At 40.5% G+C, this 13,642-nt stretch carries 13 protein-coding genes and 1 riboswitch; of the genes, 2 read left to right on the top strand and 11 right to left on the bottom strand.

Annotated elements, in window-relative coordinates; genetic code table 11:
* Position 1 precedes the first annotated feature (1 nt).
* Positions 2-88, top strand: coding sequence for an IS3 family transposase (locus tag M3205_RS25900; protein ID WP_396105258.1), 87 nt, complete (start codon positions 2-4; stop codon positions 86-88).
* Positions 89-155: 67 nt separating this feature from the next.
* Here the strand turns inward: M3205_RS25900 and M3205_RS07825 are convergent, their stop codons facing one another.
* The 10 genes from M3205_RS07825 to M3205_RS07780 form a co-directional block, all read right to left on the bottom strand.
* Positions 156-1,142 carry a C40 family peptidase gene (locus M3205_RS07825; RefSeq protein ID WP_285886209.1) on the bottom strand — a complete coding sequence of 329 codons (987 nt, stop codon included), beginning with the start codon at positions 1,140-1,142 and terminating at the stop codon, positions 156-158.
* Positions 1,143-1,427: 285 nt separating this feature from the next.
* Positions 1,428-3,308, bottom strand: coding sequence for a selenocysteine-specific translation elongation factor (gene selB, locus M3205_RS07820; protein WP_251169403.1), 1,881 nt, complete (start codon positions 3,306-3,308; stop codon positions 1,428-1,430).
* A 72-nt stretch (positions 3,309-3,380) separates the two neighbouring features.
* Positions 3,381-4,184 carry a type II pantothenate kinase gene (gene coaW, locus M3205_RS07815; RefSeq protein ID WP_251169402.1) on the bottom strand — a complete coding sequence of 268 codons (804 nt, stop codon included), beginning with the start codon at positions 4,182-4,184 and terminating at the stop codon, positions 3,381-3,383.
* Complete coding sequence (locus M3205_RS07810; RefSeq protein ID WP_251169401.1) at positions 4,159-4,911, bottom strand: YwaF family protein; 753 nt, start codon at positions 4,909-4,911, stop codon at positions 4,159-4,161. The genes coaW and M3205_RS07810 overlap by 26 nt, the downstream gene beginning before the upstream one ends.
* A gap of 62 nt (positions 4,912-4,973) precedes the next feature.
* On the bottom strand, positions 4,974-5,348 hold the full coding sequence (locus M3205_RS07805) for an SET domain-containing protein (protein WP_251169400.1): 375 nt from the start codon (positions 5,346-5,348) through the stop codon (positions 4,974-4,976).
* Positions 5,345-6,061 (bottom strand): Dph6-related ATP pyrophosphatase, encoded by a 717-nt coding sequence (locus tag M3205_RS07800; protein WP_251169399.1) that lies wholly within the window; start codon positions 6,059-6,061, stop codon positions 5,345-5,347. The genes M3205_RS07805 and M3205_RS07800 overlap by 4 nt, the downstream gene beginning before the upstream one ends.
* Before the next feature lie 64 nt (positions 6,062-6,125).
* Positions 6,126-9,260, bottom strand: a complete 3,135-nt coding sequence (locus M3205_RS07795; protein WP_251169398.1) for an AAA family ATPase — start codon at positions 9,258-9,260, stop codon at positions 6,126-6,128.
* Entirely contained in the window at positions 9,257-10,402 is a 1,146-nt protein-coding gene (locus tag M3205_RS07790) for an exonuclease SbcCD subunit D (protein WP_251169397.1), read from the bottom strand. The genes M3205_RS07795 and M3205_RS07790 overlap by 4 nt, the downstream gene beginning before the upstream one ends.
* A gap of 178 nt (positions 10,403-10,580) precedes the next feature.
* Entirely contained in the window at positions 10,581-11,861 is a 1,281-nt protein-coding gene (locus M3205_RS07785; RefSeq protein ID WP_251169396.1) for a Na+/H+ antiporter NhaC family protein, read from the bottom strand.
* 86 nt (positions 11,862-11,947) lie between these two features.
* A riboswitch (SAM riboswitch) is annotated at positions 11,948-12,052 on the bottom strand.
* A gap of 178 nt (positions 12,053-12,230) precedes the next feature.
* Entirely contained in the window at positions 12,231-12,431 is a 201-nt protein-coding gene (locus tag M3205_RS07780; protein WP_251169395.1) for a cold-shock protein, read from the bottom strand.
* 344 nt (positions 12,432-12,775) lie between these two features.
* Here M3205_RS07780 and M3205_RS07775 point away from each other — a divergent pair, with 344 nt between their 5' ends.
* The gene (locus tag M3205_RS07775; protein ID WP_251169394.1) at positions 12,776-13,045 is read left to right on the top strand and encodes a phage holin family protein; all 270 of its coding nucleotides are present in this window, start codon (positions 12,776-12,778) and stop codon (positions 13,043-13,045) included.
* A gap of 51 nt (positions 13,046-13,096) precedes the next feature.
* Here M3205_RS07775 and M3205_RS07770 read toward each other — a convergent pair whose 3' ends face one another.
* The gene (locus M3205_RS07770) at positions 13,097-13,423 is read right to left on the bottom strand and encodes a hypothetical protein (protein ID WP_251169393.1); all 327 of its coding nucleotides are present in this window, start codon (positions 13,421-13,423) and stop codon (positions 13,097-13,099) included.
* Between the last annotated feature and the right edge of the window lie 219 nt (positions 13,424-13,642).

Raw genomic sequence — 13,642 nt, 5'->3', positions numbered from 1 at the left:
GATCGAGGAATATAACCAGCATCGTTATCAATGGGGCTTAAATAAAATGACCCCGGTGCAATACCGGGGTCATTTACTAGCCGCATAGGCGCTTTTTAAACTGTCCGTAAATCGGGGCACAGTTCACCCCTGTGGCGCCGAGTACTTTTTATTGATTAAAAGGTTGTTTTTGCACCTAAATAACGAGGCTTCCAATAGGAATTGTTCATGTCACTGATCTCGACACCACGTGAAGATCCGGCATGAATGAATTTATAATTGCCAAGATAAATTCCAGCATGGGACGGGCCGGATTGGTAAGTTTCAAAAAATACAATATCCCCCACTCTTGGTGATGCAACATGTTTTGTTGCATCCCAAATGGACGCTACTGTACGAGGAATAGAGATTCCCACATTACCATATACATAGTTCAGGTAACCGCTGCAGTCAAATCCTGCAGGTGTGCTGCCTGCCCATTCATAGGGAGAACCGATGTATTTTTTTGCTTCAGAAACGAGTTCATTCACCTTTGATGTCGATTGAGCAGCAACCTTTGATTCAGCCGGCTTACTTGTTCCTGAACCGGCTACCTTTAGAGTTTGGCCGGCATAAATTAAATCTGAAGAAAGGCTATTTATTGCCTTTAATTGTGAAACCGATAAGTTATGGCGAGATGCAATTCCGGATAGAGTGTCTCCTCTTTGAATGGTGTAAGATCCAGTTCCTGCAGGAGCAGAAGGTGCAGCAGGTTGAGCAGAACCTTTAACTTGCAGCTTTTGGCCTGGATAGATCGTGTCACTGCTGATTCCATTCAGACTTTTTAGTTTGCTGACGGAAAGGCCATGATCTCTTGCAATTCCCCATAAAGTATCGCCTGATTTAATTGTGTAGCTGACTGCAGTGCTTTGAGACCCGCTTGTTGAACCGTTATGGCTGTGCGGTGCCAACAGTGTCAGGGCTTGTCCTTTATATATTATCGATCCTGAGATATTATTCCAAGTCTTTAATTCTTCTATTGAAAGATTGTTAGAACGTGAGATACCCCATAATGTGTCACCAGACTGAACGATATATTTATTTTCATGAGCACTTGCTTCTCCATTGAAAGGTGTAAACAAAAAACCAGCTGTCGCAGCCATTGTAAGTAGTTGTTTCTTCAAGTTGCACACTCCTTATATTTCTTTTCCATCCTAATATTAGTAATTATTCTAGTAAAATCCTACCCTAAAATTATGGATAAACAGGTAAAATAATCTATAACTTCATATAATTACAATAAACTATCAATCTGTAGTAATTTCGTCATGTATTTATTAGTAAAATTGGGAACAATTTTAGAGTGCATCCGGGTAGTTTCTCATCATTTAACTGAATATTTCAAGTAAACTTTCTTTTATCCAATAAAAATAGACCAGCTTAAGGCTGATCTATTTTTAACAAACTCTTTACATCCATATTCTCTTATTTTCTGTTCTCCGTGTCATTCCCAAAGAATCAAGTTTCTCGAGAAAAGGTATCATATACTTTCTGGAAAGACCCAATACTTCCTTTGCACTGCTTACTTCAAATTCAGCATCCGTTCTCTTTTTTAATTCTTCCACTGCTGACCTAAAATGATCACCATGCCAAAAGTATTGTGCATCCAGCGGTACGGCGATTTCCTGATCTTCTAAATATCGTTTTAGATCACCTTTAAGATTCTCAGGTATCCCGGAGGATGTATAATATTCTTCAAAAGGCTTTACTTTAAAGCCATCTTTTTTTAATTCAGCAAGAAGATTGTCCGTTCGTTTTTGCCAGCTTTTCGGTACATGAGGTTGAAAACCTTCATTCTGCAAAAACTGTCCTTTTCGTTGGAATGTCTTTTTTTCAATTCCTAAATTCAAGACAAATTCAACCAGCATTTTAGGATATTTATTTTGCATATCCTGCAGCAGTTCTGCTTTATTGACCCCTTGCTTCATTGGGTTTTCCAGATGAAACTCATTCAGGCGGTCGGCTATTTCACCCTCTATTACCTCTTGTATAGCTATAAGAGTGAATTCCTTGCTGTTGATACAAAGGAAATCTTTTTCATTAAGAATTTCTTGAACAGTCATTTCGTCCAGTGAAGTCTTTGCTGTAATCTCTGAAAGAGAAAGGACTTTTTCTTCGGACAGCGCCGCTTTTACGTGATTTTTCGGTGTCCCTTCTTTTTTCCTGCTTAGATCCTCAATGGTTTTTTGGCCGAACCGGTACTTTTCTCCATTAGGGTCGATAACCCATCCCCCGCCGATGGTCTCCTGGGGACTTGGCCGTCTTAAAATGAACCGGTCTCCCCTTTTGGCGACCACTACCTCTTCTAAACGCAGCTGGCAGAGAATTTCCCCTTCTGCATTGGATAATTCATTACGGTCAAAAAAGACAATTTTGCCCATAACCTCAGCTGTACCAATATGGCATTTAATAGGCATTCTCTGTTTGACGATGTGCTCTAAATCGGCTACCATTCTTACGGCTACATCAATGGTTTTCGTGACGCTGAAATGCTCAGACGATACGAGGACTTCGCCCCGCTCTATCTCCTCCTTCGAAACACCCGAAAGGTTGATCGCTGCCCTTTGTCCTGCAAACGCCGCTTTTGTAGATTGATGATGCACCTGCAGCTGACGTGCCCTGGTCTCGATGCCATTTGGCATGATTTTCAGAAGCTGCCCTTCTTCGACTTTCCCTTCATAAACAGTTCCTCTAACTACGGTTCCCCGCCCTTTCACAGTGAATACCTGATCAATCGGCAGACGGAAGGCGCCTTTTGCATTCCGTGTATCCTGATCTTTCAAGGTATGGATTATCAACTGCTTTAACTTTTCAATTCCTTTTCCTGAAAGGCTGTCTGTTAAAATAAATGGAACATCTTCAAAAACAGTTCCTTTAAGCTCCTCAAGAATTTCTTCTTTTACAAGATCGGTAAATTCCTCATCGACACGATCAATTTTTGTTATGGCGACAATGCCATTTCGGATCCCCAGAAAATCGAGAATTTCCAGGTGCTCTCTTGTTTGCGGCATTACTCCTTCATCAGCTGCGACAGCCAGGATGGCTAAGTCTATCCCGGCAACCCCGGCAATCATTTGTCTGATAAAGCGTTCATGCCCTGGTACATCCACTACTGTTATTTGAATTTCCTCATCTTCATGTAAAGGGGCAAATCCGAGTTCTATAGATATTTGCCTTTCTTTTTCTTCCTTAAGTCTATCTGTATCAACATTGGTTAATGCTTTTGTCAATGTCGTTTTTCCATGATCAATATGGCCAGCCATACCGATTGTAAAGTATCTCTTCATCATTTCTGCCACCTGCTTCTATTGCGTTCTTTTTCAACTTTATCCTGAAAAATAGAATCTTTCAATCTTCCGGTTTTATAATGACAGCAGCGCACCTAATGCTCCACAATAAGCCCCGTCTTGAATAAAGACAGGTTTTTTGCCAACCATGACGGTATACTTCTTAATAAGGTGTTTTAGAGGGGCATTGTTCCGAAGCGTGCTTCCTATATAAATTATATCGTCAATTTGATGATGAACTGCTGCCTGAGAGCTTAGGAGTACAAGCGTTTCAGCGATCATATTAGTTAAGCTGGCTGCTTTGTCTTTTTTGCTAACATGATTATCCTTAATCTTCCCGAAGTTACTGGCGGTAAGACTCCCATTTACCGGCGGATCGAATGGTGAATAAATATCCTTGACCATTATATCTGCATTTTCTGCTTTCCCGGTGCCAGCCAGCGAAACGAGATTGGAGAAATTCTTTTCACCAGTCAGTAACCGTCCCAGTCCCATCAATGTTCCCCCGCCGATGCCGCTTCCGGAAACCCTTGAGATTTTCCCGTCTCTGTTCAGGCAAATCGAAGTACCTGTGCCTATAATACTTAAGATGAAATTCTTATTGGATAATCCATCTTGCTTCAGCAAATAGGATGCACCTACACCGGAAGACTCAATTTCAGGAACAATCAGGGCACTTTGGAAATACTCCTTTTTAAGATATTCAGCCTTCCCGCCTGTCAATGCAACTTCCGCATTAGCAGCAGACAACTTAAGCCAATTCATAGAACTGTCCATATCATCAATCAGATAGCTTTTGTAATGAATATTTCTTTTTTCTTCAAATGCCATCTTAAGCAGAGTCCCTCCGGCATCAATCCCTATTTTTGCAGGTTTCATGCAGATTCCGCCTTTCTACTTTATTTTTGTCTAAAATTTTAAATGGAAGCAATAGCAATAAAAACATGAATACCGCCGCTATCTCGAGGGTCAGTATGTAATAAGAATAAGGACCGAAGTAATCTAATAATGAAGCATTTTCCGGCTTGCGGGACAGGAACATATAGTTTCCTCCTGTCAGTTTGTTAGCGAAAAATGCCGCACCAGCACAGATATTCAAAAAGATAAAGGAGTTTAGCACGCCCTTTCCTGTTGGCCTGAATTGATGCACGAACACAAAATAAAGACCGGTACATATGATCAGATTATGAGTAATAAAAAATTGGAAGTAACGAAAATGGGGAAAGCCTAAAAACAATTCAGGAGTCAGTATAGCCATTAAAGCGCCAGTAACTCCTAGATAATAGACCAGCTGGAAGACAGCACTGGATTTCGTTGCCAATAATACCAAGCAAAGAACTAAGCTTATGGAGCAGAGCTGCAGCGGCAAAGTAAAGGAGATATCCCAATAGCCGCCAAGATATAGCCAAAGATGGTATAGCAGTTCCAATGTAAATAGAAGCATAAACATATAAAGCCGGAATTTCTGATCAAGCCGTAAAAGCCCTTTTCTGAAGATAAATAAAAGCACGGCTGCTGCTGCAAATAACATAATCATGGCTATATGAGATGCGGAAAAAACCAAAAAAGGGAAAGCTTTGTAATCATGAGAAAATACTCCTGACAAACTACCCTCTCCCTTCTGGGGAGACTGATCTCCGTGCGAGGAGGAACCAGTCTTCAATTATTTTATTTATTGAACCATAGGGGATCATCATTTTCTGCTTCCCCATTATAGTTAATCAAAACCTCTTCACCTGCTTTAATATCTCTATAGGCGAAAAAATCAAACGTATGATTATCAAAGTTAATATCATATATTGCATTAGGCTTGTAGGAATGGTTAAAAAGCATCCCATAGCCTAATAAAAGGGCACTGTGATTTTTCCCATATTCAAATGCATAGTCTGCCAGAGCTGTTTTTTCAATATGCTGATGCTCATTATTTGGATACGGAAGCACCGGAGCCTCATGAATCAGTTCACCCTTCTTAATATCACGAGTAGCAAAGACTCCTCTGTTATGTTCGCCATCACTTACTGCTGATGTCTTAATTTCAATCATTTCGTTACCTGCGCATTCCCGTCAATGACGTTTTTATTTTTTTCAACGAGACTAAACTCGCCAAATTCTAATTTCTTTGTGGTTTCAAGCTGAATGACTTCCGGAGAGTCCAGTTGGATGCTGGCAGAAAAAAGCGGTCCATCATAAACAAATGTATGATACTCACCTGATTCACCCATCGGACAAACAGGTTGATCTTCAATTTTACTTACAAAGTCATGATCAAGTTCTTTGCCGAGCCACGAGTCATCCAACACCTCTTCACTGACACGTATGACTTTAGCTTTATAATCTGATTCCACAAAAGTTTTTAAAGCCTTAAGACTATCTTTCTCTTCCATCCATAGAGGATATTCAGCGTCCAATCCTGCTTCAGCTGCTGTTTTTTCTCCCCATTCACGGTGTCCATCCAAGTAAAGGTCTCCAAATGCAATGCCTGTAATTCCATAGGTACCTTTTATTTTTTTTAAATCACTCACGAAATGCTCAGAGTAATTCTCAAAAGTACAAAAAATAAACTCTGCCGGTATGGATAAGCTTTTTGCCTGAAGCTGGATTAATTCTGTTTTTTCTCCATGGCCGAAAGTTCTGCTGATTTCCTGCGGAACCGTAGTCAGAAGGCATGCAACCTCATACCCCTTTTTTATTAATACATCCAGGGCCAGGCAGCTATCTTTGCCGCCGCTCCATGATAAAGCAACTTTCTTCCTCAACAGTGATCACCAACTTTAATAGTATGGGAAAAAGGATAGGAGGTCTATCCTTTTCCTCTGAATCCTAACTTAAAAATTGAAACTGCGTGCGGCTTCCTGTCTGGCTTGCTGTTACTTCAAGACGAACATCAATTCGTTCCTTCAGTTCGGGAACATGAGAGATGATGCCTACAAGCCTACCGCTGCTTTGAATTTCGATCAATGCTTCTATTGCTTGATCCAATGATTCGGGATCAAGTGTCCCAAATCCTTCATCAATGAACATCGTTTCAAGAGATACGCCTCCTGCGTATTGCTGCACCACGTCAGCCAGACCAAGTGCAAGTGCAAGCGCGGCTTTAAAACTTTCTCCGCCAGATAAAGTTTTAACATGCCTTTCCTGGCCAGTGTATTGATCGAAAACAAGCAATTCCAGGCCGCTTTGCGCATTGCCCTTTGACCGGTCTGTTTTTCGAAGCAGCATATATCTTCCGCTTGTCATCCTTGTTAAACGTCCATTGGCTTCCCTTAGTATATCATCTAAAAATGACGCGAGGACAAATCGTTCAAAAGTAATTCGGTATGTGTTCTGGCCTTTTGAAATTTCATACAAGTGCCCAATAACTTTATACCTTTCTTCAAGGGCTTTCATATTTTCATTAATTTCTACGATTTTTCTTAAGGTATCTTCATTTTGTTTCTTTTTCATCAACAGATTTGTATATTGATCCTGGAGCAGTTTCAATTGATTATCTGTTTCCTGTAATGATACCTGCAAGCTTTCCAGATCAGGTTTTTCAACCCCCTCTAATAGCTGCACCAGTTCATCGAACCGATCCTGGACAGAACGGACTTCTTCCCTATATCCCCTTACTTCACCTACAAGCTGACTGATTTGATTTTCCGATTTTTTGGCATCCCTGTAATCTCCATATGCTTCAAAACCCTGATCTTTCATACGCTGAACAAAATTATGCCTTTCAGCTGCAAGCTTTTCTTCTTTCTCAACAGCCATCTTTTGAAGTGTCGCAAGCTTTGCCTGTTCCGCCATGAAGGACGATTTTGTATCCTGATATTCCTGTTGTGCCGTTTCCAGCTGTCTCTGCAGTCTTTCAAGCTTTTCAGCTGCTATTTTCAAACTCGCCTGGTAGGCTTCAACAGAACGCAAGTCCTCAGGAATTGCGGCCGTCATTCTGGATAAGTTGCTTTTCTTTTCGGCATGTAAAACGGCTGTGTCATTTAGCTGGACTTGGAGCCGGTCAATATCTGCAGCCACAGTTTCTTTATGCTGCTGAGTTTTATCTAACTCAGCAGCACAGTTTTCCAGCCTGGAAGACTTCTTCTTCAATTCAGTATGAAAAGCCACAAGATCCCTTTTTTCATCTGCAAGAGTATTATTAAGCACCGGCAAATTCTCTCGTTTAAAATCAGGACGGTGTTTTAATATTTGAACCGTTAGTTCCGTCAGGCCATTTTCGCTGGAATTCATACAGGATCGCGCTTCATAGAATGCAGACTCCGCTTTCGCCTTCTCTGCTTCCACTTCAGCTGCCTGCTTTTTTGCTTCCTTCAGATCTTTTTCATCAGGAATATCTTGAAGAGAGACAGCCGGATTTGGATGGTGTTCTGAGCCACAGACCGGACATGCTTCTCCGTTTTGGAGCCTGTCAGCAAGGATTGATGCCTGTCCATGAAGCCATTTGCCTTCCAGTTCCTCTACAAGCAGTTTGGCATCAGTCAGCCTGGATGAAGTCTGCTCAAAAAAACTTTTTTTATTGCTGAAGTCATTCATGGATGATTGATGCTCTTTATGCAGCTCTTCAAATCTATGAAGCCTTTCTATTTCTTCGGTAAGTTTCTCAAGCTTTCGTTCATTCTCAACCAGTGCCACCCTGCTCTTCTCAATGTCCTGCTTTTCTTCTGACAGTTTTTTTATAATCTGATCTGTTTTTTGATGATCTTCTTCTTTCTGTCTTTTATGGAGCCTCAATTTTTCCAGATTTTCTTCAAGAGAAAACACCTGCTTTTTCACTTCTGCAAAAGAGAGAATATCCTCTCTCATATTTTGCAGGTGATTTACGTGTTCTGCAGCCTGTTTTCTCTCTTCCTCCCGGCTCTTTTCAGATTCCCATTTATCCTGTTTTTCTTTTAAGAGAGCTTCAAGAGAGCTGATATTCTTATGAAGAATAGTTAGTTCAGCGTTTGCAGCATCTAATTCTTTCTTCAATTCATGGCAGTGCTGCTCCTGCTGATTGAGCAGAGCTGCTTTTTGGGCAAGTGCTATCGCCTTCTCTTTTGTCAAGTACTGCTCCCTTAGTCCCTCGAGCTCTTCTTTCCTTTGCTTTAAGTCTTCTTTAGCCTTAAGCTGTTTTAATAGAATTTCTGCTTCATAAAGTTTTTGCTGAAGATAATCTCGATATTCTTTCTTTTTCTTTCCTGATTCTGTCAGCTCCTCAAGCCCATCTGCCATTTTCTCGATCTCATCTGCCAGAAGAGGCATGAGCAGTGTGTCATTAACACTTCCTGCTTCGAGATATGATTTCAGCTCCCCGCTGTACACAACCTGAACATGATTAAAATACTGATCCCTCAATTTAATCTGTTCTTCCACCGTTCTTTTTAATTCAGTCGCATCTTCTTTTAATTTTTCTTCGATGCGCTTGTATATTTGAGTATGGAATAGCCGCTGAAGAATAACTTCCTTATCCTTGCTCTCGGAAGTAAGGAGCTTTCTGAACTCTCCCTGGGGGATCATCAGAATTTGCCGGAACTGATTGCTGTCAATGATCATAATTTCTTTTATCTTTTCATCAACATCCCTGACATTTGAAGCCAGAAGCTTTTGATCTCCATTTTCTTCATATATATATAGTTCAGCTTTTGCACTCACTGTTGTTGTGCCATCGCCCCGCTCTTTTTTCTTTTCCTGCTGAGGAGATCTTGTAATATGATACCGTTTATTTCTTAAAATGAATTCGAGGGAAATCTCAGTTAGTGTATTATTTTTGGCAAACTGGCTTCGAAGTTCCGGTCCATTCCGATCCTCTCCGCTTGCCTTTCCATAAATGGCATAGCTGATGCCGTCAAATATAGTGGTCTTGCCTGAACCCGTCTTTCCCGAAATGACAAACATGGTCCGATTTCCAAGTTCGGTAAAATCAATGCTTTCTCTGTCTGCATAGGGGCCAAACGCCTGCATCGTTAATTTTAGCGGTTTCATTTCTGGGCCTCCTCCCTAAGCACTTTTTCGATCACATCTGTCATTACCTGCTGTTTATCCTCTGTAAATTCAGAAGTGGTCATTTGTTCATAGAATTGTTTAAACAGCTCAAGCTCTGACTTTTTCTCTTCCTTCATCGAAAGAAAGGAGCTTTTTTTCTTCATATCGGTCACAGCAATTCTTCTTTCCAGGTGAAGAACATTGGGGTAGACCTGCCTCAGCTTATTAATTGGATCAAGCAATGCACCTTCATCGAAAAGGGTGATTTTCAGATAGTCATCAAGTTTCTGTTTTTCATAGAAAGCTGGATCCATCAATTCATCTAAATGCCCTTCGATTTCTCTCAAGTCTTTTTGTGGCTTCAGTGAACGGGTACGCAAATCAAATTCGCCATTTTCCTTCATTTCTATAATAGAAATCGATTTTTCTTGTTTGGCTTCTGAAAAAGAGTATTTTAATAGGGAGCCGGAATATCGAATTTTTTCATGCTTTATGGCATCAGGGCTATGCAAATGCCCCAGTGCTGTATAAGAGAATGGATCAAAGCAGCTTGAATGGACACAGCCTGATCCGCCGACTGAAAGGGTCCTCTCCGAATCACTGGTTGAACCGCCAAGGACAAAAGCATGTCCGACAAGAACATTCGGCTCATTTGGATTCAGATGCTTTTCAATTCTGCTCACAATTGCCTTCATTGCATCGTCATGTGAGTGAACACGGTCATCATTAAGCAAATGCCTGACCAGTCCAGGTTCAGCATAGGGAACCTGATAAAAGTTCACTCCATTAATATGTATAGGCTTAAAATCATTTGACAGTTTTCCAGACAAGTAGAACTTGCTTTGTTTATACCAGGAGCTTCCAAATGACAGCCTTTCTGCACTGTCATGATTTCCTCCTATGGCAACCACAGGTGTATTAAGCTCAACATTTATTTTAAAAAGAATTTCATTCAGCAATTCTACAGCATCAGTCGGAGGTACGGACCGGTCATATAGGTCACCTGCAATGACGACTGCATCCGGCTTTTCTTCCTCTACCACATCAATAAATTGATTCAAAAAATGACGCTGATCTTCGGTCATATATACACCATGGACCAGCTTGCCCAAATGCCAATCAGCTGTATGGATAAATTTCATTTCTTACACCCTCTTTTCCTTGCCACAGATTCTTTCTGCAATATTACCATTATACCAAAAACAAAATATGGCAGCGTTCCAGCTTCATTTTACAGAACATTCGTTCTAATTATATCATCAATTTTTCTGAAACACAGCATAGTTCAAAAAAAAAGAGCCCAGCAGGCTCTTTCATTTATTACTTTATTAGCTTAGGAAAGTTAATCAAAATAGCAATAATACCGCAAATGCCAATTAATATTGGATATATGGAAAATGCCATGATGCTTACCGGCGAAATGGCAGCGAGCCCGGAAGCAGCGAGCATCTGTGCTCCATAAGGGATAGTCCCTTGTACAAAGCAGGCAAATATATCAAGTATACTTGCTGATTTACGCGGGTCAATCTCATACTGATCTGCAATTTTTTTGGCAAGAGGCCCTGCAATAATAATGGCAATGGTATTATTGGCTGTGGATAGATTTGTCAGAAAGACTAGTGACGCAATACTAAATTCAGCTCCCCTGCGGGATTTGATTTTGCTTGTAGCCAGGTGAAGCAAGTAATCTATTCCTCCATTAAACCTGATGATCTCCACCAATCCGCCAATGAGGATGGCAATGATGGCAAGCGTCTGCATTCCAGCCATTCCCTCAGCAATCATTTGCAAGAATGAAACAAACGTATAGCTGCCGTCAGCAATTCCAATCAGACCTGCAAGAAGAATACCCCCGCTAAGCACAAAAATAACATTCATGCCAAACAAAGCTGCAGCCAATACGCTAAGATAAGGGACTACTTTTAAAAAGCTGTAATCTCCGCTTGTCACCACACTTTCCTGACCTGCTGTTAAAATCCCAAGAATAACAGCGGTAAGAACAGCAGCAGGCAGTACGATTAAAAAATTGACCCGGAATTTATCGGTCATTCTCGTTCCCTGAGTTCTGACCGCTGCAATAGTCGTATCAGAAATGACGGAGAGATTATCTCCAAACATGGCACCGCCTATTATTGCTGCCATGGCCAGTGCTACTGATATATCTGTCTCTGCTGAAAGGGCCACACCAATTGGAGCGAGAGCGACAACTGTCCCCATTGATGTTCCCATTGATAATGAAATAAAGCATGCAATGATAAAAATTCCGACCATGAGCAGATTCTGCGGGATAAAAGAGAGTGCAAGGTTCACTGTTGAATCAACTGCACCCATTCCTTTTGCCGTACCGGAAAAGGCCCCTGCCAGAATAAAAATGATGGACATTAATATAATATCAGGATGTCCGGCCCCTTTTGTGAATATCTCTACTTTTTCCATGAATGGCTTTTTTCTGTTCATTGCCAGCGCAATTCCAGCTGCTGTGGATACAATGACAATGATTGGTATGCTGTTAAAATCGCCTGTTGCAATGCCGCTGCCAATAAATATAAGCAGGAAAGCGGCTAGCGGTAATAAAGCCCATGGGTTGCCCCTGTATTTCATTGAATTCTCCTTTATTAATTAATTTTCCAAGCAAAATAAAAAGACCCCTTCAAGCAAGAAGAGATCTGCATCTATTAATCGTTCTCTTCTTATCTGCCAAGCATCTATGCTTGCTGGATTTGGCACAGCGCTCTGCAGAGCCCGCTGCCGAGACATCATCAGGCCATTCCCTCCGTCTCTCTTGATAAGTGAATAGTATTAAATTATTCTAAAATAACTCACGCTTGAACATTATACAGGAAACTCCCCAAACTTCAAGTTGTTTTTTTATATTGTATTGATGTTTGAATAAAATCCCCCAAAAAGTAGATTCAAAAAAAATAAACAGCCTGACCTAATGGCCAGGCTGTTGTTATATGGGTGTGTCGATTATAGTTTAGTTACGTTAGCTGCTTGAGGTCCACGAGCACCTTCAACAACTTCGAAAGAAACTTCTTGGCCTTCTTCTAAAGATTTGAAACCTTCAGATAGGATAGCAGAGTAATGTACAAATACGTCGTTTCCGTCTTCACCTTCGATGAATCCGAAACCTTTTTCAGCATTGAACCATTTTACTTTACCGTTTTTCATGAAAAAAATCCTCCTATTGGCTAAAAAAAGCCATGTGTAAATTCACCATATACACGATTATTACTTTACGTTCATTACTCATCCAGACCATTTTCTAACGGTTGAAAAAGCAGCTAGCAAAATATAACACGATGCATAACGGCTGATTCAAATTTAGCACTATTAGGATTGAATGTCAACTATTCTGCATCTTAGATGGCATTTTAACAAACTATTCGGTCTTCTTTAAGCTTAATAATTCTAAAGCTTAAATAATTTCTCTTCTAATTTATAGACAAGCAGGCAAACAACTTATAAGGAGATTTCATAAACTATAAAAAGACATTTAACAGGGGGTGAGCGGGGTGAACTTACTGGATTTTTTAAATCAGAATTATTACATGCTGGTCCCGGCTTTGTGGGTAATTGGGTATGCACTAAAACAGACACCCAAAGTTCCTGATTGGTCCATCGTATGGATTCTTTTAATGATTTCGGTTTCTGCAGGCAGCCTGGCGTTTGGCTTTTCTTTTGAAGGGCTCCTTAACGGAATTGTTGCTGCAGGCGTGGCGGTGCTTGGACATCAAATGATTAAGCAGACTTCTGAAGGTGCATACGGCAATAAAAAGAAATAGGTTATATCAAAAAGTTCATCCATGAAAGGGATGAACTTTTTTGATAATCTATTATTTTAAGCCCGCCAGGACTTTTTCTATATCTTCGTCAGTCATTTCCTGTGCTTTTCCAAAACTGTATACATTATTCGACGCCCAGTAATCATAAAGCCTGGCAAGATCATTACGGTCATATACTTTATTGGCAAACGTGCTGAAAAAATAAACGATCAGAACATTAACGACACTTGGCGGCAGCTGCTTTCTGTTTGCAAGAGTGCCCAAAGCGATTTTTTCCAACCCTCTAATGTTGCCGCCTGTTAAATAATTAACCATATCAAGCGGGGATGCAGTTTCACACTTTTGCACAAACTCTGGGTCTTTTAATAAATTTAACATTATTCTCTCCCCTCTATAACTTCTATTTATACACATTGGAAGAGATCAATAAACCCTTTCGGGTATTTTGTATCAAAAATGATATAAATAGCTATAATTTGTTAAGTAAATTTTACTTGCTTTCGTATTAACTCAAAATGAGCAATTTCTTTTTGAAAGCGACCGGAAGATGACATTTTGGCAGTATTGATAAAATCCAATTTGCCGGCACTGGGCCCA

The sequence above is a fragment of the Cytobacillus firmus genome, assembly GCF_023715565.1.
GTDB lineage: Bacteria > Bacillota > Bacilli > Bacillales > Cytobacillaceae > Cytobacillus > Cytobacillus firmus_C.
The sequence above is the reverse complement of the archived record's forward strand: the minus strand, read 5'-3'. Positions and strand labels throughout refer to the sequence as shown.